Below are 25,523 nucleotides of genomic sequence, written 5' to 3'. Positions count from 1 at the left end.
GCCTCGTGTCGGCCTGCTCGGACCCCATCGCGCGCAGCCGGCTCGCACACATGGTTCTCAGGGCGGGCCGAGCGTCGTCCTCGACGGGATGGGGTGACACTCCCCTCCGGCGCTGACGCGGGCATGGGAGCGTGCTGTGCCCCCGGCCGCCGACATCGGCCAGGGGCACAGCTGCCTCGGGGGGTCAGCGCGCGGTCAGTCTCCACAGGTGGTCGGCGGTGCCGTTGTCGGACCACTGGAGGACCTGGGCGCCGGACGAGGTGCTCATCTGGTCCACGCCGAGCAGGCGCCCGCTGTTGTAGTTGGCGATCTTGTAGTAGCCGTCGCGGGCGGGGACGACCTGCCACAGGTGGTCGGCGGTGCCGTTGTCACCCCAGATCAGGGCGGTGCCGCCGTCCGAGGTGCTCATGCCGTTGATGCCGAGCACCAGTCCGCTCTTCTGGTTGACGATCTTGTACAGGCCCGATCCGGCCGCCACCAGGGTCCAGTTCTGGTCGGTGCCCGTGGTGGACGTCGCCTGGACGACGGAGGTGCCCTGAGCGGTGCCCGCGTTCAGGGTGTCGAGGGCGAGGCCGCTGTTCTTGTTGGTGATCTGGTAGCGCCCGGCCAGCGAGGTGTTGGTGCCACTGGGGGTGATGACCAGGTGGTAGCCGTCGGAGGCGTTCATCGTCACCGGCACGGTGACGGAACCGCCCGAGACCGTGTAGTCCGCCTCGGAGATCGTGATCGGGCCGGGGGAAGCGGTCGTACGGCCCGTGTGCGGGCTGTACTCCAGCTTGACGTGCACCGTGCTGCCGAAGGCCGACAGGGACGACAGGCCGTTCACGGTCACGGCGCAGGAGCCGGCGCAGCCGCCCGCGACGACGCCGATCTGGTTGCCGGCGCCGTTGAGGGAGGCGAGACCGTCGATGCCGGTCTGGGCGGGAGGCGTGGTGACGAGCATGTTGCCGGACATGTCGCCGTACCACTTGTACGTCCAGTAGGAGCCGTTGGGCGAACCGCCGGTGTCGGTCAGGGTGTCGCCGAGGGTGCCGTAGTGGTTCCAGAAGGCGAGCTCGGCGTCGCGCACGCCCGCCCGTTCGAACTTGGCGGCGTAGCCGATGAGGGCGCCGGAGTTGCCCATCTCGTCGGGGGTGCCGTACTCCTCGATGGCGATCGGGCGGGGGCTGATGCCGAGGCTCGACTCCAGGGAGCGGTAGGCGGAGACGTGGGCGGCGATGTCCTTGCTGCCCTGGAGTTCGTGCCAGGCGACGACGTCCGGGACGGTGCCGCTCGCCTTGGCGTCGGTCAGGAACGAGCTCATCCAGGACTGGTTCCACGCCGAGTGACTCGGTCCCTGGATCGGCGTCCTGGTGTCCTTGGCACGGACCTCCTTGTAGGTGCGTGCCCAACCGGCGTCGAAGGCGCCCGCGTCGGTGGTGTCCCAGGTCCAGTCGGGCTCGTTCCACAGCTCGTACGCGGCGATGTTCGTCGCGCCGGAGGACTGGACCGAGGCGACCTGCTTGTCGACGGCGGAGAGCCAGTCGGTCCAGCTCACCCACTTGTAGGGGAAGTCGGGGTACCAGTCCGGCATGCGTACGACGACCTTGGCGCCGGCGCGGGCCGCCTTCGGCGCCACGACGAGGGCGTCACCGGCGGGCGCGGGCTCGCCGTTGGGCAGTTGGGAGCCGCCCGGGGCCATCTGTACGAAGGTGTTCGGCTTCAGCGGGGTGACCAGGCTGTCGGCGGGCGTGCCGTCGGCGGCGAGGCCGTAGAGGCTGCCGGTCGCGACATGGGTCACCGGGCGCAGGGTCTGGTTGGCATTGACCACCAGGGTGGTGGCGGAGGTGGGCACTGCCCCGGCCGGGGCTCCCGTGGCGAGGGCGGCGGTGGCGGTCAGGGCGGCTACGCCCAGGACGGCGGCCAGTGGTCTTGTGCGGCTCATGACAGGGGGTTCTCCTCTAAGGGAGGGAGGGGGAGGGGGTCTTCAGTCCTTCACCGCGCCCGCGGTGACACCCGCGGCCACGTAGCGCTGGGCGAGGACCAGCAGGACTGCCGCGGGGACGGAGGCGACCACGGCGGTGGCCATGATCGCGTTCCACTCCTGGTTGTTGTTGCCGATGTACTTGTAGATGCCGAGGGTGATCGGCCTCAGATCGCCGCCGCCGTCGAGGGTGTTGGCGAAGACGAAGTCGGACCAGGCCCACAGGAAGGAGAAGAGCGAGACGGTGACGAGCGCGTTGCGGCTCACCGGCAGGACGACCGACCAGAAGGTGCGGAAGGTGCCCGCGCCGTCGATCCGGGAGGCGGCGATCAGTTCGCCGGGAATGCCCGACATGAACGCCGTGAAGATCATGACACCGAAGGGCACGGCGATGGTGGAGTCGGCGACGATCAGCCCCCACCAGGAGTTCAGCAGGCCGAGGTCGAGGAAGATGCCGTAGAAGCCCATCGCCATGACGATGCCGGGAACCATCTGGGCGATCAGCAGGACCAGACCGAGGGCGCCGCCGCGTGGACGCAGTTTCGCCAGGGAGTAGCCGGCCGGGGCGGCGAGGAGGAGGGTGAGGACGACCGTGCCGAGGCCGATGAGGAGGCTGGTGCCCAGGTAGGGCAGCTGGTCGTCGAGGACGGCCCGATAGCCCTCGAAGGTGGGGTGCAGCGGGAGCAGGTCGGGCGGGGACTTGCGCATGTCCTGCTGCGGGGTGAGGGACACATTGATCATCCAGTACACCGGGAACAGCATCAGCGCGGTGAGGACGAGCCCGATGACGGTGTACCGACGGGAGCCGCTACGGGACTTCACGCTTCCTGCCTCCTCTGGACGCGGATGTACAGCAGCCCGAAGACGAGGGCGATGAGGATGAGGAGGTTGCCGACGGCGGCGCCCGGCCCGAACTTGGGCAGCAGCGTGCCGAAGCCGAGCTGGTACGACCAGGTCGCCAGGGTGGAGGAGGCGTCGCCGGGGCCGCCCTTGGTCATGATCCAGATCAGGTCGAACACCTTGAGGGTGTAGACGAGCCCGAGGAGCAGCGTGATCGCCGACACCGGCCGCAGCAGCGGGAAGGTGATCCTGCGGAACACCTGCCAGGCACTCGCGCCGTCCAGCGCGGCCGCCTCGTAGAGCTCCGCCGGGATGTTCTGCAGGCCGCTGTGGAGGATCACCAGGTTGAAGGGGATACCGATCCAGATGTTGGCGATGATCACCGAGGTCAGGGCCCAGTCGGGCGAGGTGAGCCAGCCGACGGGATCGATCCCGAGGAAGTGCAGGAAGTAGTTCACCACCCCCGACTCGCTGTTGAACATCCACGACCACGTGGACGCCGACACGATCAGCGGCAGCAGCCACGGGATGAGGAACAGGGCCCGCAGCACCGTGGAGAGCCGGAAGTGCCGGTTGAAGAAGACCGCGAGGGCGAGACCGGCGGCGTACTGGACGGCGATCGACACGAAGGTGAAGACCATGGTGTGACGCAGGGCCGGGCCGAACGTCGGGTCGTCCAGGATCTTCTGGAAGTTGTCCCAGCCGGAGAAGGGCGCGTCTCCCGCCACGAACGACCGCACGGTGTAGTCGCGCAGGCTCAGGTCGAGGTTGCGGTAGAGGGGATAGAGGTAGAAGGCGGCGAGGTAGGCGATCAGCGGGGCGACGAAGGCGAGTGCGGTGAGCCGGCTCCGGCGCCGCTGCCCGCGGTGCGGCGGTGCGGGCGCGGAGCTCGCCTTCGTCACCGCCGGCGCCCGCCGCGGCCGGTCGACGCGGGCGATGGTCATGGTGTCGGCCTCAGTTCTTCCGCGCGCTCGCCTGCGCCGTGTCCATCGCGGCCTGCGGGCTCTTGCTGCCGGAGAGGGTCGCCTGGACGGCGGTCCACATCGGCTCGGAGATGGTCGGGTACTTGGTGCCCAGACCGCCGCTGGTGCGGCCGCGGGCCGAGGCCACGGCCTCCACCCAGGGCTTGAGCTTCGGGTTCTGCTTCACCTGCTCCGCCTGGACGGCGGCGGTGGGCGCCACATACGTCAGGGTCGTGTCGCTGGCGAGGAGATTGGCGTCGCTGGTCAGACAGGTGACGATCTTCTTGCTGACGTCGTAGCGCGCGGTGTCCTTCTGCACGGGCACGGTGACGAACTCGCCGCCCGTCGGCACCGGTGCCGAACCGCCGTTGCGGGCGGGGATGTTGATGATGCCGTAGTCGAAGCCGGCCTTGTCGGCGTTGCCGAGCTGCCAGGTGCCGTTCTCGCCGAAGGCGTAGTCGCCGGTGGCGAACTCCTGCCAACTGGTGGTCTGGGTGTTCTGCAGGACGTCCTTGGGCGCCAGGCCGTCGTCCACCCAGCCCTTCCACAGCGACAGGGCGGCCACGCCCTTCGCCGAGTTCAGCTCGGTGAGGTCGCCGCCGGCGCCCCAGAACCAGGGCAGGAACTGGAAGCTGCCCTCCTCCGTGTTGATGGCGGAGAAGGTGATGCCCTTCTTCCCGGCCGACTTGACCTTCTGCAGGGCGGCGGTGAGGGAGGTCCAGTCCTTGACGGAGGCCGGGTCGACGCCGGCGGCGGACAGGACCTTCTTGTTGTAGTAGAGGGCGAGGGTGTTGGCGCCGATCGGGATGCCGTAGGCGGCGTTGTCGATGGTGCCCGCGCCGATGATGTTCTGCTGGATCGACTTGGTGTCGAGGGCCAGATCGCTCGTCTTGTTGAGGATGCCCGCCTCGACCAGCGTGGAGACGACCGGGTTGTCCACCAGCATCACATCGGGCGCGTTGCCCTGCTGGGCGGCGAGCAGCGCCTTGTTGCCGAGGTCGGTGGTGTCGTACGCGGTTCTCTTGACGGTGACACCCGCCTTGGTACCGCACTGGGCGACGCGCTTGCCCCACGGGGAGGAGGCGTCGAACTGCGGGTACGGGTCCCAGAAGGTGTACGTCCCCCCGGCGGCGTCGGAGGAGCCCGAGCTGTCGGAGCCGCCTGCGCAGGCGGTGAGGGAGGCGAGGGTGCCGACGGCTGCGAGCGCGGCGAGCAGGGCGCGGCGGGCGGGGACAAGGGGGGCGCGGCGGGCGGGGACAAGGGGGGCGCGGCGGGTGGGGACAAGGGGCGTGCGGCGGGTCGGTATCACGGGGGGACCTCGTTGTCGTAGAAGTGGCGCGGCAGGGGGGTCAGGAGAGGGGCAGCCAGACGCGCATGCCGCCGTCCTCGCGGTTGGCCCAGGCGTAGTAGGGGATGGCGGTCAGTTCGACGGGATCGCCGTCGTCCGGTGCGTCGGTCGTGGTGTCCGTGGCGGTGTACGGCCACCAGCCGTGGTCGGGGATGTCACGCCGACGGCCGGCCGCCACGACCGTCGTGACCCCGCCGAGGAGGTCGGGACGGTGCTTCACGGCCAGTGGGCGGGTGGGGTCGAGGACGATGTCGTCCAGGCCGCCACCGGGGTGGTCGACCTGTTCCAGGCAGTACACGAGCGGCCCGCGCTCGATCGCCGCACAGCCGCGTACGGCGTCCACCCGGGGGTCGGCGGCGGTGAGCCGGGGTTCGAGAGTCAGCTCCACCACCACCTCGTCGCCGGGCGACCAGGTGCGCTCCAGGCGCAGCCAGCCCTCGGACGCCGAAGAGTCGTACGGCTGTCCGGCGCAGCGGACGCGGATGTCGCGGCACCACTGCGGGACACGCAGGGAGAGCGTCCAGGGCCGGTCGGCGGGGGTCTCCTCCACGGTGAGGCGGATCGTGCCGTGCCAGGGGTAGTCGGTCTCGGCGCGTACGGCGATGCCCTCGGCGGTGTAGAGCCCGCTCACGTACTGGTGGATCTGCAGGCCCGTGTCGTCGCCGCTGGCCAGGTAGTGTTCCAGGCTCGCCAGCAGCCGCATCGCGTTGGGCGGGCAGCAGGCGCAGCGGAACCAGCGGGTGCGGCGGGCCGACTGGTCGCCGCCGGTGTCGGTGTGGCCGTCGCGGACCTGGAGCGGGTTGACGTACAGCCAGCGCTCGCCGTCGAGGGAGACGCCGGCGAGGAAGCCGTTGTAGAGGGTGCGTTCGATCAGGTCGGAGTAGCGGGCCTCGCCGGTGAGCAGGGCCATGCGCCAGCTCCACTGGATCGACGCGATGGCGGCGCAGGTCTCGCAGTAGGCGCGCTCGGTGGGCAGTTCGTAGGGGTCGCCGAAGTCCTCCTCGTCGTGGTGGGCGCCCAGCCCGCCGGTGAGGTGGGTCTTGGTGGCGGTCATCGCCCGCCACAACCGCTCGCCGACCGCGCGGAGTTCGGCGTCGCCGGTCTCGGTCGCCAGATCGGTCGCCCCGGCCAGCAGGTACAACTGCCGTACGGCGTGCCCCTCGACGTTGGTGGCCTCGCGCAGCGGGACGCGGTCCTGGCAGTAGGCCTCGCCGCCGAGCAGGCCGTGGCCGTACCGGTCGACGAAGTAGGCGGCCAGGTCGAGGTAGCGGCGTTCCCCCGTCTCCCGGTAGAGCTCGACCAGGGCGGTCTCCACTTCCGGGTGGCCGTCGATGCCGTCGATGGGTCTGCCGCTGCCGGGCGGGCCGAAGACGGAGTCGATGTGGTCGGCGAACCTGACGGCCACGTCGAGGAGTTCGGAGCTGCCGGTGGCACGGTGGTGGGCGACCGCGGCCTGGATGAGGTGTCCCGCGCAGTACAGCTCGTGGCCCCAGCGCAGATCCTGGTAGCGCTCGCCGCCCTTGACGAGCTGGAACCAGGTGTTGAGATAGCCGTCGGGCTGCTGGGCGGCGGCGACCAGGGCGACGATCCGGTCGACCTCGCCCGCGAGGTCGTCGTCCGGGGTCTGGGCGAGCTGCCAGGCGGCCGCCTCCAGCCACTTGTACACGTCCGTGTCCACGAAGGGGTAGGCGCCCCGGAACTCGCCCGTGTCCTTGCCGGCCGCCAGCCGCAGGTTGTGCAGGTTTCCGGCGGACTCCAGCAGCCCGGGCCCCTGGGGGATGGAGGCGTGCGCGTTGGTCGCGCGGCGGGCGTGCCAGAAACCCGGGTCGATGCCGACGGCTGCGGGCCTCAACGCGGCACGGGCGTCCGGGCCGAGGCGGACCGGTCCCGGGGCGGACGGAGTGGAGCGTGTGCGGGGCATGACTCTCCGGGGGTGAGGGCGCAGAGGGTGGATGACGGGCTCACCGGAGCCTGCTCTTGCGCAACCGTTTTCTCGACGTGAAGTAGAGGGCAGCGGACCTAATCGGTCAAGAGACGCAGCAAGGCTTTTTTCTTCTTTCCCACGGACTGGCGCATCCCTTCGCCGCCTGTCACCATGTCGGGCGTCCGCCCAGTCGAGGAAAAGGTTTGCCCGTGACCTCTGCTCCAGACTCTCCCCCGGCCGGCCGGGCCCGGCTGACCGATGTCGCCGCGCTCGCCGGTGTCAGCGTCGGTACGGCCTCCAAGGCCCTCAGCGGCGGCGGGCGCATGCGTCCCGAGACACGCCAACGGGTCCTGGCCGCGGTGGAGGAGCTGGGCTTCCGGCCCAACCAGCACGCGCAGAGTCTGCACAGCGGCCGCAGCTGGACGGTCGGCCTGATGACGACGGACGGGATCGGCCGCTTCAGCACGCCCGTGCTGCTGGGCGCCGAGGACGCGCTGGGCGCCGGGAAGATCTCCGTGCTGCTGTGCGACACCCGGGGCGACGCGATCCGGGAGCAGCACCACCTGCGCAACCTCATGGACCGCCGGGTGGACGGCATCATCGTCACCGGCCGCCGCACCGATCCCCGGCCGCCGCTGCCGGGGGTCGACTCCGTCCCAGTCGTCTACGCGCTGTCCCCCTCGACCGACCCCGCCGACACCTCCGTCGTCACCGACGACCACGGGGGCGCGCGCCTGGCCGTCGAGCATCTGGTGGGCACCGGACGGACCCGGATCGCTCACGTCACCGGACCGGAGCACCACGCCGCCGCCCGTGAGCGGGCCCAGTACGCGGTCGAGCACCTGGCGAGCGCCTCACTGGAGCCGTCGACCGGGCGGATCCACTACGGCGAGTGGAGTGAGGCGTGGGGCCGCCGGGCCGCCGAGGCCGTGCTGCGCACGGCGCCCGGGACGGACGCCTTCTTCTGCGGCAACGACCAGATCGCCCGGGGGGTGGCGGACGCGCTGCGCGAGCGCGGGGTGGCGGTTCCGGGAGACATCGCCGTGGTGGGCTACGACAACTGGGACACCATGGCCCTGGCCAGCCGCCCGCCTCTCACCACCGTCGACACGAACCTGACCGAGATCGGCCGGATCGCCGCCCTGGAGCTGCTCCGGGCCATCGACGCCGAGCCGCGGCCCGGCGTGCACACCGTGCCGTGCCGCCTGGTGGTGCGCGAGTCGAGCTGACTCCGCCGACGGGAAGCGCGGCCTGTTCGAGCTCGGCGCACTGGTCGGGCACCACGCCATGCTCGCCCTTCGGCGGCCGGTTGCCACGGACGCGGCGTAGTCTCCCCATGAGCCGCTCACAGACCGACACGACCGGAAGCGATGCCAGTCATGACCGAATCGTCCGAAGCAACGGTGGTGGTCACGGGGGCCACGGGACGCCTCGGCGGGCGTGTGGCCCGTCGTTTGGCCGAGCGGGGCGTGGCGCAGCGACTGCTGGTGCGCAGCCTCGATCGGGCGCCCGCGCTGCCCGGTGCCGCGGCGGTCCTCGGCGGTTACGGCGACCACGACGCCGTCGTGCGCGGACTGAGCGGCGCGGAGACCGTGTTCATGGTGTCCGCCTCCGAGAGTTCCGACCGGCTCGACCAGCACAAGGCCTTCGTGGACGCCGCGGCGGAGGCGGGTGTCGGGCACCTGGTGTACGTGTCCTTCTTCGGCGCCGCACCCGATGCGACGTTCACGCTGGCCCGCGATCACTTCCACACCGAGGAGCACATCCGGGCCCGCGGGATGGCGTACACATTCCTGCGCGACAACCTGTACGCGGAGTTCGTTCCCGATCTGGTCGGAGAGGACGGCGTCATCCGCGGTCCGGCCGGGCAGGGGCGGGCCGCCTTCGTCTCCCAGGACGACATCGCCGACGCCGCCGCCGCGGTCCTGACCCGTCCGGCCGAGCACGCCGGTGCCGTTCACGACCTGACCGGGCCCGAGTCCCTGACGCTGGACGACGCCGCCGGCATCCTGTCCGAGGTACTCGGCCGCGCGATCACCTACCGCCCCGAGACGGTCGAGGAGGCGTATGCCTCCCGCGCCTCCTACGGCGCGCCGCCGTGGCAGCTCGACGCCTGGGTGTCCACCTACACGGCCATCGCGGCCGGCGGGCTCGACGGTGTCAGCGACGCCGTGCCCCGCCTCACCGGCCACCCCGCCACACCCCTGGTCGACGTCGTCCGCGCCGTCAGGGGCTGAACCTCCCCGCTGGTCTTCCCGGGGCGCGAAACGCCCGATCAGACCGGCGGAGCGACGAACACGCCGCGGTCGACGTCGTTGAACGACTCCTTGGCGATCAGCTCGTTCATCGGGTTGGCCGTGCCCCACTGGTCGGTGACCTCGGGCTTTGAGAAGTCGTAGACGTGCGGGTGCCAGGTGTCCTCGTCCAGCAGCTCCAGCTCGGTCGTGTACTCGACCGTGTTGCCCTGCGGGTCCAGGAAGTAGGTGAAGGTGTTGTCGCCCGCCATGTGCCGGCCCGGGCCCCAGAGCTTGCGGGCACCGGAGCGGATGACCCGCCCCGAGCCGCGCATGTACTCGTCGAGGCCGCGCATCTCGAAGGAGATGTGGTGCAGGGCGGTGTGCGGGCCCTGGGCGATGGCCATGGAGTGGTGCTGGTTGCTGATGCGCATGAAGTGCATCGCCTCGCCCATTCGAGGGTGCATGAGGGTGTCGGAGAGGCGGAAGCCGAGGTGGCGCTCGTACCACTCCCGTGTACGGTTCAGATCGGGTGAGTTGAGGACGACGTGAGACAGCTTGACCGGGATCGCCTCCTTCTCCTCGATCCTGCGGTGCTGTCGGACCTCTACGTCCGCCGAGACCTCGATGGTGCGCCCGTCGACGTCGAAGAAGCGGAAGCCGTAACCGCCGCCGGGGGTGCCGACCTTGCCCGGCTGAGAGATCAGCCGCACCTCGGCGGCGAGGAGTCGCTCGGCGAGCGTGTCCACGTCGGCCACGGAGGCCGCACCGTAGGAGACCAGGTCGAGGCGCTTCTCCTCGGCCTTGCGCAGCCGCACGACGTACTGCTCGGGGCTGCCTTCGGCGGCCAGGAAGGAGATCCCGGAGTCCTCGGCGACCTGGGTCAGGCCCCAGACGCCCGCGTAGAAGTCGAGTTGCTTGTCGTAGTCGGGCACGGCGAGGTCGACGTGCCGCAGATGGGTGAGCAGACGCATGAGGTCAGTCCTTCCGGAGGAGGGCGGCGGCGTTGCCACCCCGTACGGCGTGGAAGTCGGCATCGGACAGCCGGGCCGCGCGCAGCGCGCCGACGGGGTCCTCGGTGCCCATGTCGAAGGGGTAGTCGGAGCCGAGCAGGACCCGGTCGGGACCCGCGACCCGGATCAGCTCCCGCAGGGTGTGGGGGTCGTGGACGAGGGAGTCGAAGTACAGGCGCTTCAGGTAGCTGCTGGGCGGACGGGAGCAGCCGGCGCCCGCGTCGGAACGGGTCTGCCAGGCGTGGTCGGAGCGGCCGATGTGGGTGGGCAGATAACCGCCGCCGTGCGCGGCGACGATCTTCAGCTCCGGGTGCCGGTCCAGCACCCCGGAGAAGATCAGATGGGACAGCGCGACCGCGTTCTCGGTCGGCTGGCCGACGGTGTTGGACAGGTACCACCGGTCCAGGCGCTCGTCGAGGGTGCAGCCGAAGGGATGCAGGAAGAGGATCGCGCCCGTCTCCTCGGCCCGCGTCCAGAGGGGTTCGTACGCCGGATCCGACAGGTCGCGGCCCGGAGCGTGCGAGGAGATCTCGACACCCGACAGGCCCAGGCCCATGGCGTGTTCGAGGGCACGCACCGCCGACCGCGGGTGCTGCAGGGGAACCAGACCGAGGCCGTGGAGTCGGCCGGGCGCCCCGCCGCAGTGCGCGGCCGTCGCCTCGTTGGCCAGTGAGGACAGCTTCTCGGCCGTCTCCTCGTCCGCCCAGTAGTGGTAGTGCGACGGCGACGGGCTGACCAGCTGGACGTCCACGCCCTGCGCGTCCATGGCGGCCAGCCGCACGGCGACATCGGTCAGTCTCGGGATGCGCTCGCTCACCATGGGGCCGTTGACGGCCAGCGCCGCGGGACCGTTGCGGCGGGCGTCCAGCGCCCGGGCCTCGGCGAGCCGGGGATGGCCGGCCACCAGGGCCTCGACCTCGGGCAGCAGGACGTGCGCGTGCACATCGACGGTCGGCGAGGTCACGGGAGATCCTTGAGGGGATTCATGGTGCGGGCCATCAGCCCCGGGACGTCCGCGTCACGCACCCCGTCCAACTGCCACTGCCCCAGCTGTACGGAGGCCTCGACGACGGATCGCACGCGTGGGATGCGGCGCTCGTAGAACGCCTGGAGCAGTTCGTCGTCCCAGTGCCGGGTGCCGGTGAGCATCTCGGCCAGCACGGAGGCGTCCTCCAGGGACATGGCCGCACCCTGCGCCAGGGTGGGCGGGCAGCAGTGCGCGGCGTCGCCGATCAGCACGACCCGGCCGCGGTGCCAGGACCCCTCGACCAACAGCCGGTCGAACCAGGTGTAGTTGACCTTCGCCGGATCCGTGATGTGCTCGACGATCTCGGGCCAGACACCGCCGTACGGCTGGGCCAGCCGGCGCATTTCGTCCGCGTACGACTCCACGGGGATCGAAGCCCGGTCGCGGCAGGCCTCGACGACATAGGCGTAGATGGTGTTCTCGCTGGTCGGACAGTATCCGGCGATGTACGCCGGGCCGCCGTAGGCGAGGTCCGTGCGCGTGACGGCCGCGGGGCGGGGCGCGGGGGTGCGCCAGATGGCCATGCCGGTGGGCTCGGGTTTGTCGGTGATGCCGATCGCCGCGCGGGTGGCGGAGTTGAGGCCGTCGGCGCCGATCACCAGGTCGTAGCGGCCGGTGGTGCCGTCACTGAGGCGCACCGAGACGCCGTCGGCGTCCTGCTCCAGGGTCTCGGCGGTGATGCCCAGGCGGACCGCGGCCCCCGAGGCGCGCACCGCGTCGATGAGGATCTGCTGGAGCCGGGGGCGCTGCACGCCGACCGTGGCCGGCAGGTCGTCGCCGCCGGTGCGGATGTCGTGCTGGACGTGCAGGACGGTCCCGTCGGGGGTCGTCACACCCAGTTCCCCGAAGGCGAACCCGGACGCCTCCACCTGCTCCCGGACGCCGAGTTCGCGCAGGACGCGCAGGGCGTTGCCCTGGAGGGTGATGCCCGAGCCCGTGGTGGCGTTCCAGTCGGGCCTGGCCTCGATCAGGTCCACGTCGATACCGGCCCGGCGCAGGAGGATCGTCACGGCGTTGCCGGAGGCGCCGCCGCCGACGACGAGGACTCTTCGCGGTGCTGTGGTCATGGGGAACTCCTTCGTTCCGCCGGTCACTTGACGGCGATCGGGTTGACCGGGGAGCCGACGGCCCCGGTGATGGGCAGGGGCGCGGCGGTGAGCCAGAACGCGTACACGCCGTCCGCCGAGCAGTCGGCGGCGAGTGCGTCGGGGTCCCACATCTCGCCGATGAGCAGGCCCATGTTGGGAATGGCCACCTGGTGCAGTGGCTGGAAGGCACCGTCGAACTCGTTCGGCCGCACCTCGAAGCCCCAGGTGTCGGTGGCGATCGCGGCGATCTCGGTGCGGTGCAGCCAGCCGGCCGTGGTGAAGGACAGGCCGGGCGAGTCGCCGCCCGCGTAGTCGCCCCAGCCCTCGCGGCGGGCGCGGGCCAGCCGTCCGGTGCGTACGACGACGATGTCGCCGCGGCCGACGGTCACGCCGTGCGCCTCGGCGGTCGCGGTCAGGTGCTCCTCGGTGATGGCGAAGCCGTCGGGGAGTTCGCCTCCGTCACCGATCACGCGACCGACGTCGAGGAGGACTCCACGGCCGGCGACGTACGGCGCCATGTGCTCGATGCCGGTGACGAGGTCACCGTCGGAGGTGACGACCTTCTCGGCCTGCCGCCCGTTCCACGCCTTGCCGTGGTCGAAGATGTGCCCGAGCCCGTCCCACTGGGTGGAGCACTGCAACGGCATCGCGATCACGTCGTCGGCGCCGCCGATGCCGTGCGGGAAGCCCTGGTTGCCGAGGGCGGCGTCGGTGCCGGTGTCGAGCATGGTGTGCACGGGGTTGGTGCGCCGGCGCCAGCCCTTCTGCGGGCCGTTCATGTCGAAGGACTGGGCGAGGGAGAAGCTGACGCCCCGGCGGACCAGTGCGGCCCCTTCGCGCCGCTTGGCCGCGTCGAGGTGGTTCAGGGTCCCGAGCACGTCGTCCTCGCCCCAACGCCCCCAGTTCGCGTACTTCTTCGCCGCCTCGGCGATCGCACCCTCGGGGTCGTGGCGGTTCACGAGGCCTCCCCGACGCAGCGGGTGCGCTGGACGCCCAGCCCGGTGATGGTCCCCTCCATGACGTCGCCGTCCCGCAGCAGCCGCCCCCAGTGCATGCCGTTGCCGGCCGGGGAACCCGTCAGTACGAGGTCGCCGGGGAGGAGTCGGGCGGTCTGCGAGGCGTACGACACCAGCCGGGCGATACCGAAGAGCATGTCCTTGGTCGACTCGTCCTGCATGGTCTCGCCGTTCAGCTTCAGCGTGACCCGCAGGTCGCCGGGGTCGGCGACCGAACCGGCCGGCACGATCCACGGGCCGAGCGGGGTGAAGCCGGGCGCGTTCTTGCTGCGCAGCCAGTCGGTGCCGATGGCCTTCATGTCCCGGCGGAAGACGGTGGCACGGTCGGTGAGGTCGTTGGCGATGGTGTAGCCGGCGACATGGTCCAGGGCGTCCTCGACGGACACCCGGTGCGCCGGCTCGGCGATGACGGCGGCCAGCTCCAGCTCCCAGTCGGGTTGTTCGGCCCAGCCGGGGAGGACGACATCGTCGTACGGGCCCGTGACGGCGCTCGGCAGGCCGATGAAGACGTACGGCAGGTCCTCGGCCGCCCGGCGGTCCATGATCGCCGCGATCTCGGCCCGCGCCTGCTCGACCGTGCGCGGATCGTCGGGAGAGCGGTGGGCCACCTCGAGGTCGATCACGTGCTGCCGGTAGTTGGCGCCGGACTGGAAGATCTGGCGGGGCTCGACGGGGGCGTGCGCGCGCAGTCCGTCGAGCGGCTGCCAGCCGGCGTCCGCGTCCTCGGCGAGTGCGTGCAGCCGGGGCAGGACCGCGTCCCATCGCTCGAAGATCCCCCGAGTCGTCGTGGCGGGGTCGCCGAGTGCCGTACGAAGATCCAGGACACGCCCCTCGGGGATCACGAGAGCGGGAAAGGGGACCTGGTCGGGAGCGGAGAGGGTGCCGAGGGCGAAGGGTCCGGAGAAGGACGCGGAAAGGGCTGCGGGTTTCACGGGAATGTCCTCCAGATTGCGGTGCGACTAATCTGGCTCCACCCCGCCGATCTGGGAAATCGATTCTTCAGATGTTGATCATCCACCGCGTAGATGCCGCTGTCCGGGGCGGCCTCGTTCTGGAGGCGTTGTGTACCTGTCCGGCCTCGATCTCAATCTCGTCCTGTCCCTGCGGGCCCTGCTGGAGGAACGCAATGTCACCCGCGCCGGACAGCGCATCGGGCTCAGCCAGCCCGCGATGAGCGCGGCCCTGGCCCGGCTGCGCCGCCACTTCGACGACGAGCTGCTCTCCCGCGTCGGCGGCCAGTACGAGCTGACGGCCCTCGGCCGCGCCCTCCTGGATCGCACCGCCGCCGCCTGCGACCTGCTGGAAAGGGTCTTCAGCAGCAGGGCCGACTTCGCCGCGGACAGCGAGGAGCACGAGTTCACCCTGCTCGCGTCCGACTACGCCGTCACCGTGTTCGGTACCGAACTGGCCCGGACCGTGCACGCCGAGGCCCCCGGGGTGCGGCTGCGCTTCCAGCGGATCCCGCCCGACGTCACGGAGGACCCCACGACGCTGCTCAGCACGGCGGACGGTCTCCTGATGCCGCACGGTGTGATCGGCGGCTTTCCCACCGTCGAGCTGTTCACCGACCGCTGGGTCTTCCTCGTCGCCGAGTCCAGCGACGAGGTCGGAGACCGGCTGACCATGGACGACCTGGCAAGGCTGCCGTGGGTCACCTACCAGCGCACCTACGACGCCCCGGCCGCCCGGCAGCTGAGCATGCTCGGCATCGAGCCTCGCGTCGAGGTCTCCGCCGACAGCTTCCAGGTGCTGCCCTTCCTGGTCGCCGGCACCCGCCGGATCGCCCTGGTGCAGCAGCGCCTGGCCGAGCGGCTGAACGGGGTCGCCGCCGTACGCATGATGGAACCGCCCCACAACGTCGTCCCGCTCCAGGAGGCGCTGTGGTGGCACCCCGTCCACACCCACGACGCGGCCCACATCTGGCTGCGCGAGACCGCCGCCCGTGTGGGAGCGGAGCTGAGCACGTCCGCTCCCGGCCGTGTCCGGGCAGCGGCGGAAGAAGATTCAGGCTGATGTCCCGCTCTCCCCGGTGCGGGGGGCGGGTTCCGCTGAACCGGCGGGGTCGAGAGGTGCCTCGCGGTGATCGTTCATGTCGCCCACGGTCGGTGTCCCGGTCGTTGCCCCGGACCGTGGGCCCGGCGCCGCCGGCCGCGGCGCGCGGCCCGGCCGCCGCCGTCGGCGCGGTGAGCGTACCGTCCTCACCGCACGTGACCGGACCCGGCTCTTCAGTCGGACAGCGTGGACTCGAACCACGTGGGTGCGTCGGAGAGCGCCTGCTTGATGCGGAACAGCTGTCCCGCACGCATCGGCGGCAGGGCGTCCACAGCGAACCAGCCGACCTCGACGGACTCGTCGTCGTTGACCCGCGCCTCGCCGCCGAGCGCCCGGCAGCGGAAGGTGACGTCCATGAACACGCACCGGTCGCCATTGGGGTACTCCACCTCCCGCCCGGAGCGGACCATGACGACGCGCTCGGGAACGCAGCGCACGCCCGTCTCCTCCTCCACCTCGCGCACGGCGCAGTCGGCGGGCTGCTCGCCGGGCTCCGGGATGCCCGTGATCACGGTCCACTGACGGTTGTCCGCGCGCTGCCCCAGCAGCACCCGGCCCTGGTCGTCGAAGACGACGGCGCTGACGCCGGGAAGCCAGAGCAGTTGGTGGCCCGCGGAGGCCCGGATCTCGGTGATGAACTCGGGGGTCGGCATGGACCGACCCTAACGCGGGCCGGTCCTGTGCCACGGGGACGCGCACAGGGCGCACGACGTCACAAGGGCAGGCGTACGACGTCGTACCGGCAGCCTACGACTGCGCGGTCGCGCCCCGCCCGGCGCGTACGCCCGCGCCGATCGCCCAGCCCAGACCGCCCGCGGCGACGAGCACCAGGGCGATCTCCGGGAGGATGCCGAGCCGGGTCGCGGGCGTCTCCGAGGAGCGCAGCGGCACCTTCTGCACCAGGGAGTCCGCGACGAACATTCCGGTCTTCTGGGTGATCTTCCCGTCCGGCATGATGATCGCGCTGACGCCGCTGGTGACGGGCACGGTCACGGTGCGGCTGTGCTCGACGGCGCGCACGCGCGACATGGCGAGCTGCTGGTAGGTCATCTCGCTGCGGTCGAAGGTGGCGTTGTTGCTGGGCACGGAGATGAGCTGGGCGCCGTCGATGACCTCGGAGCGCACGGCCCAGTCGAAGGCGGCCTCGTAGCAGGTGACCAGGCCCACCCTGGCGTTGTCCATGTCGAACACGCCCGGCTTGGTGCCCCGGCTGAAGTCCTGCCGGACCATCGCCGTCCAGTCGCTGTTGATCGCCCCGATGAGCGAGCGCAGCGGAAGGTACTCGCCGAACGGCTGGATCTGCCGCTTGTCGTACGTCTGGGTGGGGCCCTTCTCCGGGTCCCAGAGGATCTGCTCGTTGTAGAGCCTGCCGTCCCGCTCGACGACCCCGCCGACCGAGATGGGGGCACCGATCGCCTTGGCCGCCTTGTCGATGACGGCGGCGGCGTCGGCGTTGGCGAAGGGGTCGACGTCGGCGGAGTTCTCGGGCCACAGCACGATGTCGGGCCTGGCCACCTTGCCGGCTTCGACCTCGGCGGCCAGGCGCTCCGTCTCGCGCGCGTGGTAGTCGAGGACGGCGCGGCGCTGGGCGTTGAACTCGAGGCCGAGGCGGGGGACGTTCCCCTGGATGGCGGCGACCGTCACGGTGCCGTCCTCCGCCGTGTCGCTCACCAGAGTGCGCGATGCGAGGGCGGCCCCGAACGGGACGGCCAGGCTGAGCAGGGCCACGGTGGCGGCGGACCGTCGCACCTCGCCCGTGCGTCGCCGCTCCAGGACGAGACGCACGACTTCGTAGAGGCCGAACCCGCTGAGGACGACCGCGAAGCCGAGGACGGGGGTGCCGCCGAGTGCGGCGAGCGGCAGGAAGACCCCGTCCGCCTGGCCGAAGGCGATCTTGCCCCACGGGAAGCCGCGGAACGGCGCACGCGCGCGTGCGGCCTCGCCCGCGATCCAGAGGGCGGCCGCCCACACCGGCCAGGCCGGCAGCTTCGAGACCTTGGCGACGCCGACTCCGACGACGGCGACGAAGACCGCCTCGATGGCCACCAGGGCGAGCCAGGGTCCGGGGCCGACCTCGACGCCGGTCCACACCAGGAGCGGCAGCAGGAATCCCAGACCGAAGAGGTACCCGAGGCCGAGGGCCGCCTTCCAGCTGCGTCCGCGCAGCACCCAGCCGAAGACGGCGAAGGCCGGCAGGGCCAGCCACCACAGCGTGCGCGGCGGGAAACTGACGTAGAGCAGCACTCCGGAGAGCGCCGCCGCGGCGGCGGGGAGCGGACGCAGGAGCCGCGCACGGCGGGAAACCGGCGTGGCCTGGGGCTCCAGCCGGTCGGGCTGGCCCACGGAAGTTGCGGTGACGGTCACTCCGGGAGTGTACGGCGGGTGACCTTTCGGCCGACAGGACGGTCCGCGAGGCGGTCCGCCCCGAGGGATCGACCGTTGCGCGCAACGCATCCACAAACCGCCCATCAGCCGTTACGGTGTGCCAGAGCTCCGTTCGCACACGCGTCCGGGGTGGCAGACGCCGGGGGGCGACCGGGTTCGGGGGGACGGGTGGGGTCCACGGGTTCCACAGGGGTGACGTCGGCGGCCGGTACGGACGCCGACGGAGAAAGACGAGTCGTTTCCGACGCCACCGGGGTGGCGGTGCTCGGGGCCTGTGCCGGCTGGTCCCTGGTCACCGCGGCCGTGCACGACGGTCGGCCCGAGGGCGTGCTGCTCGCGGTGCTGGCCGTGGCCGCCGGGTACGCGGCGGGCCGGATCTGCGGGGTGCTGCTGCCCGTGGCCGCTCCCTGTGCGGCGGCGCTGGCCGGGCTCACCCTGACGGTGACGCTGCCGCGGCTCGCGCCGGGACCGGAGATCGCCTCGCCGCTGGGCCATGCGGGTGCCACGGCGGCGGTGCTGACGCTGTCGACCGGTGCCGCGTGCTGTGCCGCCTGGGCGACGCCCCTGCCCGTGCTGCGGCTCGCGCTGCGGCTGCTGGCCGGCACGGTCGTGGTCGCCGGGGCGCTGCTGGGCTCGATCACGGCGGTCGTGACGTGCTGTGCCGTACTGCTGTGCTCCCTGGCCGCCGGCCGGCTGCGCCACCGGGGGCCGGGCCTCGCCGGGCTGGCTCTGACGACGATCGTGCTGACCGGTCTGACCTGGGCGATCGCCGGGAACACGCTGCCCGCGGGGCTCACCGCGTCCTTGGAGGACCGGCTCACGCCCCGCCGGGTCGACCTGTGGCGCGACGCCCTGCACCTGGCGCACGGCGACGCCGCTCTCGGGGTGGGACCCGGCCGCTTCGGGGAGCTGAGCCCCACGGCGGCGCAGTCGACGCTCTCCGACGGCAAGCCGCACTCGGCGCCGCTGCAGCTGGCGGCGGAGCAGGGTGTCGTAGGGGTGCTGCTGCTCGCGGCGGCCTTCTGCTGGGTGCTGTTCGCCCTGTGGCGAGCGCCCCGCCCCACGCCGGTCGTTCTCTCGGCGGGTGCCGCGCTCACCGCTGTCGCGGCGCTCGCCGCCGTCGGCAACGCGCTGAGCTTCACCACGGTGTCGGTCGGCGCGGGACTGCTGGCCGGCCTGGCGACGGCCCGGCCGCTCATCGAGGAGCCCGTGGCGGAGGTACCGGCGGAGGCGGGGAGGGAGCGCCGCCGCGACCGCCCGGCGGTCTGACGTCAGTGCGCCGGACCCGGCGTCCGCGCCCGCAGCCGGGCCTTGATCGCCGCCACGGCGGACTCGGCGTCGTCCACGGTGATCGTGAACGTGTGCCCGTCCCACAGCCGCAGCACCACGCCCTCACCACGGCGTACGACGACGGCGGTGCCCTTCTCCGGACGCCAGCGGTAACCCCAGCCGCCCCAGTGGCGCGGGGTGACATGCGGTTCGAACTCGGCACCGGCGACGTGGGCCAGCGGAATGCGGCGGCGTGGCACCCCGATGTGGCCGCAGCGCACCTCCACCGACTCCTTGTCGAGCTTCAGGTCGACGTGGACGAAGGCGAGGGTACCGAAGAGGACCAACAGTCCGGCGGCGATGCAGCCGACGACGGACATGACGAGGGGAGCGGTACCGGACGTCCAGGCGGAGTCGACGGCGAGCTCGATGCCGAGCGCCATACAGGCGGCGCCGACCAGCGCGAGCAGCCACTGGAACCGGTTGGTGGCCCGTCCGGTCCAGACCTCGGGAAACGGGGTGTCCTCGCCCGGGGGGTGGTCGTGGGAGTGGTCCCTCATAGGCATGAGGTTACTCAGGTTTCGCTGCGCGGGTAGGGCGTAGCGCAGGGTGACTGCGCCGAGCGGGCGGGGGCGACGTGAGCCCGTAGGCCCGGTGGCCGTCGTTACCGGGCGGGGCTGACGGCCTGGAGCAGTCGGCCTTCCGCGTAGGCGAGCGCGGGCTGTGGGAGACCGCCCTCGCGTCCGCTGAGCAGGACGGTCACGGAGCCGAGGGCGGCCGTCTCGGGCGCGGGACGGGCACCGATGCGGCGCAGGGCCTGAGCGGCGACGGCACCGGCCGAGCCGTGCAGGACGAGGGGCGGCAGCCCGGGGCGTTGCACGGCGGCGCGGATGCGGTCGGCGACCAGTTCGTAATGGGTGCAGCCCAGGACGACGGTGGTGACGTCCTCGGGGGTCAGGGCGGCGGCCGCGGCGACGGCGGCGTCGATCGCCGCCTCGTCCGCGCGCTCCACGGCCTCGGCCAGGCCCCAGCACGGCACCTCGGCGACCGTGACACCGTCGGCGAAGTCCTCGATGAGGCCGCGCTGGTAGGGGCTGCCGGTGGTGGCCGGGGTGGCCCAGATCGCGACGGGACCGCCGCCGGCCGCGGCCGGCTTGATGGCGGGGACGGTGCCGATCACCGGGATGCCCGGCTCGAGGAGGGTGCGCAGCGCGGGCAGCGCGTGCACGGTCGCGGTGTTGCAGCCGACGATGAGGGCGTCGGGCCGATGGGCGGCGGCCGCCTCGGCGACGGCCACGGCGCGCGCCGTGAGGTCCTGCGGGGTGCGCGGACCCCAGGGCATGCCGTCGGGGTCGAGGGAGAGCACGAGATCGGCATCGGGTCGCAGGCGCCGTACCGCGACGGTGGCCGCCAACAGCCCGATTCCGGAGTCCATGAGCGCGATCTTCACCCGGCCACGATAGACGATGTGCTCTTGCCGCTCGGCCGGGTGGGGCAGACTGCGCGGGTGAGCGCCGTCGTGTGGATCGCCGCCGTGTCCCTGGCCGCCTGGCTGTGGCTGTTGCTCTGTCAGGGCTTCTTCTGGCGTACGGACGTCAGGCTGCCGGACCGTGGGGAGCCCGAGGAGTGGCCCTCGGTCTGTGTGGTCGTCCCCGCCCGTGACGAGGCCGCGGTGCTGTCCGCGAGTCTGCCGTCGCTGCTCGCGCAGGACTATCCGGGGCGGGTGGAGGTCTTCCTCGTCGACGACGGCAGCTCGGACGGCACCGGGGAACTGGCCCGCGAACTCGCGCGGCGGCACGGCGGGCCGACGCTGACCGTCGACTCGCCGGGAGAGCCGCCCGCCGGCTGGACGGGCAAGCTGTGGGCGGTGCGCCACGGGATCGCGCTGGCACGCGCGCGTGAGCCCGAGTACCTGCTCCTGACGGACGCCGACATCGCGCACGCACCCGGCAGCCTGCGGGAGCTGGTGGCGGCGGCCGGCACCGGGGACTTCGACGTCGTCTCGCAGATGGCGCGGTTGCGGGTGGAGAGCCGGTGGGAGCGGCTGGTCGTGCCGGCCTTCGTGTACTTCTTCGCGCAGTTGTACCCGTTCCGCCGGATCGGACGGCGCGGGGCGCGGACGGCGGCAGCGGCGGGCGGCTGTGTCCTGCTGCGCGCCGAGGCGGCCGAGCGGGCGCGGATCCCGGACGCCATCCGCCACGCCGTCATCGACGACGTGGCGCTCGCGCGGGCGGTGAAGGGCGCCGGCGGTCACGTCTGGCTGGGGCTGGCCGACCGGGTGGACAGCGTGCGCCCCTATCCGCGGCTGCACGACCTGTGGCGGATGGTGTCGCGCAGCGCCTACGCCCAACTGCGCCACAACCCCCTGCTGCTGGCCGGTACGGTGCTCGGCCTGGCGCTGGTGTACCTGGTCCCGCCGCTCGCCCTGCTCACCGGGCTCGCCGTCGGCGGTACGGCCACGGCGGTGTTCGGCGGCCTGGCGTGGACGGTGATGACGGGGACGTACGTCCCGATGCTCCGTTACTACCGGCAGCCGCTGTGGCTCGCTCCCCTGCTGCCGTTCACCGCGTTCCTCTACCTCCTGATGACGGTGGATTCCGCGGTGCAGCACTACCGGGGGCGGGGGGCGGCCTGGAAGGGCCGCACCTACGCGCGTCCGGACACGGTGGCCGACGAGGGCTGACGCCTTGCCGGAGAGGTCTACTTGCGGCCCGGCGTCCAGTTCATGCCCCACCCGTAGGCGCGGTCGACGGTCCGCTGCGGACTCACCCCGCGGTCGGGCACGAGGTAGCGGGCCTCGCGCTGGACGATGAGGTCGCCGCCGTTGTTGGTGATCAGCGCGAGGGCGCACACGGTCGAGGGAACGGTGCACTCGTCCAGGGAGAAGTCGATCGCGGCGCCGTACTGGGGCTGCAGGGTGACTGTCGCGTGCAGATCGGCGAAGGAGCGGGCGCCCTCGTAGATGGTCACGAAGACCAGGACGCGCCTCAGGTCGTTGCGGTGGTCGAGGTTGATGGTGAGGTTCTCGCCGCTCGACAGGGCTCCGGTGCGGTCGTCGCCGTCGAGGTGGATGTACGGCGGCTGGTGCAGGGCGCCGAAGGCGTTGCCGAGGGCCTGGACCACACCCTTGCGGCCGTCGGCGAGTTCGAACAGGGCGCACAGGTCGAGGTCGAGGTCGTTGTGGAGCGCGACCGCGCGGCCGCGTTTGCTGCCCCACCCCGAGAACTGCTTGCGCACCTCCCAGTTGAGGTTCACGCGCATGACACCCGTCGTGCCGCCCTGCTTGGTGAGCGACACCGAGGGAGCGGCCTTGGTGAGCGTCACCTTGGTCAACCGGACCGGCGTGGCGGGCGGGGCCGGCGGAGGAGGCGGCGGGGCCTGGTGGACGGACGGGGGCACGGTGACCGGCGGGGCCGGCGCAGGGTCGGGGGCGGTCGGGGGTACCGGCACGGTCCGGGGATCCGGCGAGGGTGCCGCGTGCTGCGGCTCGTCCACGGTGATGCCGAAGTCCGTGGCCAGCCCTTCGAGGCCACTGCCGTAACCCTGTCCGACGGCGCGGAACTTCCAGGCGCCCTGGCGGCGGTAGAACTCCCCGAGCACGAAGGCCGTTTCGACCGTCGCGCCGGTGCTGTCGAACCGGGCGGCGACGGTGCCCCCGGCGTCGTCCCGCACCTCGATGTAGAGGTCGGGCACCTGGGCGAAGGTGCCGCCGTCGGTGGAGGCGGCCAGGACGACGGTCTCGATCGCGGGCTCCACGCGCGCGAGGTCGACGAGGAGGGTGTCCGTCACCCGGCCGTCGGCGTCCCGCTTGCCCTCGTGGCGGACCGCGCCGGAGGAGTGCGCCGGCTGGTTGTAGAAGACGAAGTCGGCGTCGGAACGGACCTTTCCCCCCACGAGCAGCAGCGCCGACGCGTCCGCGTCGGGCACACCGGGCCCCGAGCGCCAGCCCAGCTCGACCCGCAGCGCCGTCGTCGGCACCGGCGTGTTGGAGCCCTTCGGCATCGACATGTCCGCCCCCTCACGTGTCCGCGCGCAGGGCCGTCCCCCGCGCCCTCGGGTTGTCTACCCGGCCAACCTATTGCGCAGGACAGCACAGGCCCACGAAAGGCGCGGGAACAGTCCTCCCGACCCGCGGGTAACCCGCCCGGAACTCGGCTTTTACACGATCACAACGGTATTCGCCGTCCCTTTTCGCCGAGTTCGCTCGCATTGGGCATCCCAAGGCACCGCCGACACGGAAAACAACCCTCTTATCGGTCTCCCCAACCAGCACATCGTGGGCTTACCTTATGTGCCATGACCTCCCCCCGCTCCACCTATGGCGGCTACTACTCCGCCTTCCCGGACACTCCGATCTACGACTCGCTCGTGGCCGAGCGGGGAACCCCGCAGATCGCCCCGATCCGGGTCCCCGCCGCGTACGACACGCCGAGCAGCAGCCACCTGCCCGCGCTGCCGTCGGCACTGCCCGCCCTCCCGGCGGCCCCGTCCCAGCCGTCGTACGGCTACCCACAGGCGCAGCAGCCCTCCCCGCTGCAGCAGGCGCCCGCCGCGTACATCCCGCAGCAGGCCGGGGCGCCCCGTGGCTACCCGGGTCCGCAGGCGCCGCAGCAGCCGCGCCCGGCGGCGCCCGGCATGGGCTACGAGGCGATGCGTCCCGCCGCTCCCCGGCCGGCCGCGCCCCAGTACCAGGATCCGTACAACAACCAGCAGTACCGCGGCTACTGAGCCGACCCGGGGGTCGTCGGTGCCACCTGGCAGGATGACCCCATGGGGAACGCGGAGCTGCTGTCGATTCACATCCATCCGGTCAAGGCGTTCCGGGGCCAGTCGCCCCGGGAGGCCGTCGTGGAGCCCTGGGGGCTGGCCGGAGACCGACGCTGGGCGCTGATCGACGACGGGGGAAAGGTCGTCACACAACGCCAGCAGCCGCGCCTCGCGCAGGCCGCCGCCGAGCTTCTGCCCGGCGGCGGCCTGCGTCTGTCCGCACCCGGGCTCGAGCCGCTGGCGGTGGCGGTTCCCGACCCGGTGAGCACGGTCTCGTTGGAGATCTTCCGCGACAAGGTGGAGGGGGTCCTCGCCGACGGCACCGCGCACGCCTGGTGCAGCGCCTACCTGGGGGCGGACGTGCGGCTGGTGCACATGGACGACCCCGCGACACGCCGGCCCGTCGACCCCGAGTACGCGCTGCCCGGTGAGACCGTCTCCTTCGCCGACGGTTATCCGCTGCTGGTCACGACGGTCGCCTCGCTCGAGGCCCTCAACTCCCTGATGGCTGAGGGCGAGCATGCCGCCGAAGGTCCCCTGCCGATGAACCGTTTCCGGCCGAACGTGGTCGTGGCGGGCACCGCCCCCTGGGCCGAGGACGGCTGGAGGCGTCTCGAGATCGGTGAGGTGGCCTTCCGGGTCGCCAAGGCCTGCGGGCGGTGTGTCGTGACCACCACCGACCAGGCCACCACGGCGCGCGGCAGGGAACCGCTGCACACCCTGGGCCGGCACCGCCGGCTCGGCGGCAAGCTGGTCTTCGGGCAGAACCTGGTTCCCCTCACGCGCGGCACCATCCGGGCCGGCGATCCGGTACGGGTGATCGAGTAGCTCCCGCCGGGCAGATCCGGCCGTGTCCCGCGAGACCGTACGGTCCGGGAACCTCCGCCGGGCCCTGGAGCGTTGGGCTCTCATGAGAAGTTCATGAGAGGTCCCGGGCGCAGGTGATTTCGCTCTCTCTTTGACCGGGCTCCTGCGTGAACGGCTCCAGTGGGGGTTATCACGGAGCGGGAAGGGGGGTGCGGGACGGTGCGAGCGATCGGCGGAATCTGGCGCTGGCGGCACAATCCGCTGCGCCGCAGGACGGATCTGGTCGAGGCGTGGGTGGCGCTGTCGGCGCTGCTGCTGATCCTCCTCGTCGCGCCCGTGGCCGGCTCCCTGGTCGGCGCCGTGGCACAGGACTCCCTGCAGCAGGCGGTCCGCGCGCAGCGACAGGCCCGGCACGAGGTCACGGCCACCGTGGTGCGGAAGGTGGCCGGTTCGCCGCTGGAGGCCGACCCCGAGACCGCCTCCGGACGGGACGCCCGCAGCCGGGTCCTCGCCGACTGGACCGCCCCGGACGGCACCACCCGGCACGGCACGGTCCTCGCGAGCCTCAAGACCCCGCGCCGAGGCGACCACTTCGCGATATGGACGGACGAACACGGCCGGCTGGTGGCCCGCCCACTGGACTCCGCCACCGCCACGACACACGCGGTGCTCGCCGGATTCGGCGCGGCCCTGCTCACCGCCGGCGCGGTCGAGGGCGGCCGGCGGATGATCGTCTGGCGTATGGTCCGCCGCCGGTACGCACGTTGGGACCAGGCCTGGGACCGGGCGGGCCCCGACTGGGGCCGTACCGGTACTGGCAGCTGACGC

23 protein-coding genes are annotated in these 25,523 nt (G+C 71.9%); 8 read left to right on the top strand and 15 right to left on the bottom strand.

Going from position 1 to position 25,523, the window contains the following annotated elements:
- Positions 1–184: 184 nt before the first annotated feature.
- From ACIBVL_RS21090 to ACIBVL_RS21070, 5 genes are all read right to left on the bottom strand, one after another.
- Positions 185–1,924 (bottom strand): RICIN domain-containing protein, encoded by a 1,740-nt coding sequence (locus ACIBVL_RS21090; RefSeq protein ID WP_399098740.1) that lies wholly within the window; start codon positions 1,922–1,924, stop codon positions 185–187.
- A gap of 42 nt (positions 1,925–1,966) precedes the next feature.
- Entirely contained in the window at positions 1,967–2,785 is an 819-nt protein-coding gene (locus ACIBVL_RS21085) for a carbohydrate ABC transporter permease (RefSeq protein WP_399098739.1), read from the bottom strand.
- A complete protein-coding gene (locus tag ACIBVL_RS21080) occupies positions 2,782–3,747 on the bottom strand; it encodes a carbohydrate ABC transporter permease (RefSeq protein ID WP_399098738.1) in 966 nt (321 codons plus the stop codon). Before ACIBVL_RS21080 ends, ACIBVL_RS21085 begins: the two co-directional genes overlap by 4 nt.
- Before the next feature lie 10 nt (positions 3,748–3,757).
- Entirely contained in the window at positions 3,758–4,981 is a 1,224-nt protein-coding gene (locus ACIBVL_RS21075; protein ID WP_399098880.1) for an extracellular solute-binding protein, read from the bottom strand.
- 133 nt (positions 4,982–5,114) lie between these two features.
- Entirely contained in the window at positions 5,115–7,034 is a 1,920-nt protein-coding gene (locus ACIBVL_RS21070; RefSeq protein ID WP_399098737.1) for a glycoside hydrolase family 127 protein, read from the bottom strand.
- 212 nt (positions 7,035–7,246) lie between these two features.
- On the opposite strand from ACIBVL_RS21070, the gene ACIBVL_RS21065 reads away from it, so the two are divergent.
- Together ACIBVL_RS21065 and ACIBVL_RS21060 are read left to right on the top strand one after the other, a co-directional pair.
- Complete coding sequence (locus tag ACIBVL_RS21065) at positions 7,247–8,266, top strand: LacI family DNA-binding transcriptional regulator (RefSeq protein WP_399098736.1); 1,020 nt, start codon at positions 7,247–7,249, stop codon at positions 8,264–8,266.
- 150 nt (positions 8,267–8,416) lie between these two features.
- Entirely contained in the window at positions 8,417–9,274 is an 858-nt protein-coding gene (locus ACIBVL_RS21060; protein ID WP_399098735.1) for an SDR family oxidoreductase, read from the top strand.
- A gap of 38 nt (positions 9,275–9,312) precedes the next feature.
- Here ACIBVL_RS21060 and ACIBVL_RS21055 read toward each other — a convergent pair whose 3' ends face one another.
- The 5 genes from ACIBVL_RS21055 to ACIBVL_RS21035 are packed head-to-tail and all read right to left on the bottom strand — an operon-like array spanning position 9,313 to position 14,347.
- Positions 9,313–10,245, bottom strand: a complete 933-nt coding sequence (locus tag ACIBVL_RS21055; protein WP_399098734.1) for a VOC family protein — start codon at positions 10,243–10,245, stop codon at positions 9,313–9,315.
- Between the two features lie 4 nt (positions 10,246–10,249).
- On the bottom strand, positions 10,250–11,248 hold the full coding sequence (locus ACIBVL_RS21050; protein WP_399098733.1) for an amidohydrolase family protein: 999 nt from the start codon (positions 11,246–11,248) through the stop codon (positions 10,250–10,252).
- Positions 11,245–12,378 (bottom strand): FAD-dependent oxidoreductase, encoded by a 1,134-nt coding sequence (locus ACIBVL_RS21045; protein WP_399098732.1) that lies wholly within the window; start codon positions 12,376–12,378, stop codon positions 11,245–11,247. Before ACIBVL_RS21045 ends, ACIBVL_RS21050 begins: the two co-directional genes overlap by 4 nt.
- A gap of 23 nt (positions 12,379–12,401) precedes the next feature.
- Entirely contained in the window at positions 12,402–13,358 is a 957-nt protein-coding gene (locus ACIBVL_RS21040; protein ID WP_399098730.1) for a cyclase family protein, read from the bottom strand.
- A complete protein-coding gene (locus tag ACIBVL_RS21035) occupies positions 13,355–14,347 on the bottom strand; it encodes a fumarylacetoacetate hydrolase family protein (RefSeq protein ID WP_399098729.1) in 993 nt (330 codons plus the stop codon). Before ACIBVL_RS21035 ends, ACIBVL_RS21040 begins: the two co-directional genes overlap by 4 nt.
- Positions 14,348–14,477: 130 nt before the next feature.
- Between ACIBVL_RS21035 and ACIBVL_RS21030 the strand changes: the two genes are divergently transcribed.
- On the top strand, positions 14,478–15,428 hold the full coding sequence (locus ACIBVL_RS21030) for a LysR family transcriptional regulator (protein WP_399098728.1): 951 nt from the start codon (positions 14,478–14,480) through the stop codon (positions 15,426–15,428).
- A 212-nt stretch (positions 15,429–15,640) separates the two neighbouring features.
- On the opposite strand, the gene ACIBVL_RS21025 is transcribed toward ACIBVL_RS21030, so the two are convergent.
- Positions 15,641–16,120: an NUDIX hydrolase gene (locus tag ACIBVL_RS21025; RefSeq protein WP_399098727.1), complete on the bottom strand. Its 480-nt coding sequence runs from the start codon at positions 16,118–16,120 to the stop codon at positions 15,641–15,643.
- Positions 16,121–16,214: 94 nt separating this feature from the next.
- Entirely contained in the window at positions 16,215–17,831 is a 1,617-nt protein-coding gene (lnt, locus tag ACIBVL_RS21020; RefSeq protein WP_399098726.1) for an apolipoprotein N-acyltransferase, read from the bottom strand.
- A 276-nt stretch (positions 17,832–18,107) separates the two neighbouring features.
- Here lnt and ACIBVL_RS21015 point away from each other — a divergent pair, with 276 nt between their 5' ends.
- Entirely contained in the window at positions 18,108–19,121 is a 1,014-nt protein-coding gene (locus ACIBVL_RS21015; protein ID WP_399098725.1) for an O-antigen ligase family protein, read from the top strand.
- 2 nt (positions 19,122–19,123) lie between these two features.
- On the opposite strand, the gene ACIBVL_RS21010 is transcribed toward ACIBVL_RS21015, so the two are convergent.
- The gene (locus tag ACIBVL_RS21010) at positions 19,124–19,681 is read right to left on the bottom strand and encodes a hypothetical protein (protein ID WP_399098724.1); all 558 of its coding nucleotides are present in this window, start codon (positions 19,679–19,681) and stop codon (positions 19,124–19,126) included.
- A 104-nt stretch (positions 19,682–19,785) separates the two neighbouring features.
- A complete protein-coding gene (locus ACIBVL_RS21005; RefSeq protein WP_399098723.1) occupies positions 19,786–20,571 on the bottom strand; it encodes a glutamate racemase in 786 nt (261 codons plus the stop codon).
- A gap of 57 nt (positions 20,572–20,628) precedes the next feature.
- Between ACIBVL_RS21005 and ACIBVL_RS21000 the strand changes: the two genes are divergently transcribed.
- Complete coding sequence (locus ACIBVL_RS21000) at positions 20,629–21,804, top strand: glycosyltransferase (RefSeq protein ID WP_399098722.1); 1,176 nt, start codon at positions 20,629–20,631, stop codon at positions 21,802–21,804.
- 17 nt (positions 21,805–21,821) lie between these two features.
- On the opposite strand, the gene ACIBVL_RS20995 is transcribed toward ACIBVL_RS21000, so the two are convergent.
- On the bottom strand, positions 21,822–23,123 hold the full coding sequence (locus tag ACIBVL_RS20995; protein WP_399098878.1) for a TerD family protein: 1,302 nt from the start codon (positions 23,121–23,123) through the stop codon (positions 21,822–21,824).
- A gap of 294 nt (positions 23,124–23,417) precedes the next feature.
- On the opposite strand from ACIBVL_RS20995, the gene ACIBVL_RS20990 reads away from it, so the two are divergent.
- From ACIBVL_RS20990 to ACIBVL_RS20980, 3 genes are all read left to right on the top strand, one after another.
- On the top strand, positions 23,418–23,849 hold the full coding sequence (locus ACIBVL_RS20990) for a DUF6643 family protein (RefSeq protein WP_399098721.1): 432 nt from the start codon (positions 23,418–23,420) through the stop codon (positions 23,847–23,849).
- Positions 23,850–23,891: 42 nt separating this feature from the next.
- Positions 23,892–24,716 (top strand): MOSC domain-containing protein, encoded by an 825-nt coding sequence (locus tag ACIBVL_RS20985; RefSeq protein WP_399098719.1) that lies wholly within the window; start codon positions 23,892–23,894, stop codon positions 24,714–24,716.
- A gap of 198 nt (positions 24,717–24,914) precedes the next feature.
- Positions 24,915–25,520 carry a hypothetical protein gene (locus ACIBVL_RS20980; protein ID WP_399098718.1) on the top strand — a complete coding sequence of 202 codons (606 nt, stop codon included), beginning with the start codon at positions 24,915–24,917 and terminating at the stop codon, positions 25,518–25,520.
- Positions 25,521–25,523 lie beyond the last annotated feature (3 nt).

It is taken from the genome of Streptomyces sp. NPDC049687 (assembly GCF_044465285.1).
Taxonomy (GTDB): Bacteria; Actinomycetota; Actinomycetes; order Streptomycetales; family Streptomycetaceae; genus Streptomyces.
This window is presented reverse-complemented; position numbering and strand designations above follow the sequence as displayed.

Coding starts and splice junctions, on each gene's coding strand:
- ACIBVL_RS20990 (WP_399098721.1), top strand. CDS start 23,418: ATGACCTCCCCCCGCTCCACCTATGGCGGCTACTACTCCGCCTTCCCG.
- ACIBVL_RS21090 (WP_399098740.1), bottom strand. CDS start 1,924: ATGAGCCGCACAAGACCACTGGCCGCCGTCCTGGGCGTAGCCGCCCTG.
- ACIBVL_RS21060 (WP_399098735.1), top strand. CDS start 8,417: ATGACCGAATCGTCCGAAGCAACGGTGGTGGTCACGGGGGCCACGGGA.
- ACIBVL_RS21010 (WP_399098724.1), bottom strand. CDS start 19,681: ATGAGGGACCACTCCCACGACCACCCCCCGGGCGAGGACACCCCGTTT.
- ACIBVL_RS21070 (WP_399098737.1), bottom strand. CDS start 7,034: ATGCCCCGCACACGCTCCACTCCGTCCGCCCCGGGACCGGTCCGCCTC.
- ACIBVL_RS21025 (WP_399098727.1), bottom strand. CDS start 16,120: ATGCCGACCCCCGAGTTCATCACCGAGATCCGGGCCTCCGCGGGCCAC.
- ACIBVL_RS20985 (WP_399098719.1), top strand. CDS start 23,892: ATGGGGAACGCGGAGCTGCTGTCGATTCACATCCATCCGGTCAAGGCG.
- ACIBVL_RS20995 (WP_399098878.1), bottom strand. CDS start 23,123: ATGCCGAAGGGCTCCAACACGCCGGTGCCGACGACGGCGCTGCGGGTC.
- ACIBVL_RS21045 (WP_399098732.1), bottom strand. CDS start 12,378: ATGACCACAGCACCGCGAAGAGTCCTCGTCGTCGGCGGCGGCGCCTCC.
- ACIBVL_RS21055 (WP_399098734.1), bottom strand. CDS start 10,245: ATGCGTCTGCTCACCCATCTGCGGCACGTCGACCTCGCCGTGCCCGAC.
- ACIBVL_RS21080 (WP_399098738.1), bottom strand. CDS start 3,747: ATGACCATCGCCCGCGTCGACCGGCCGCGGCGGGCGCCGGCGGTGACG.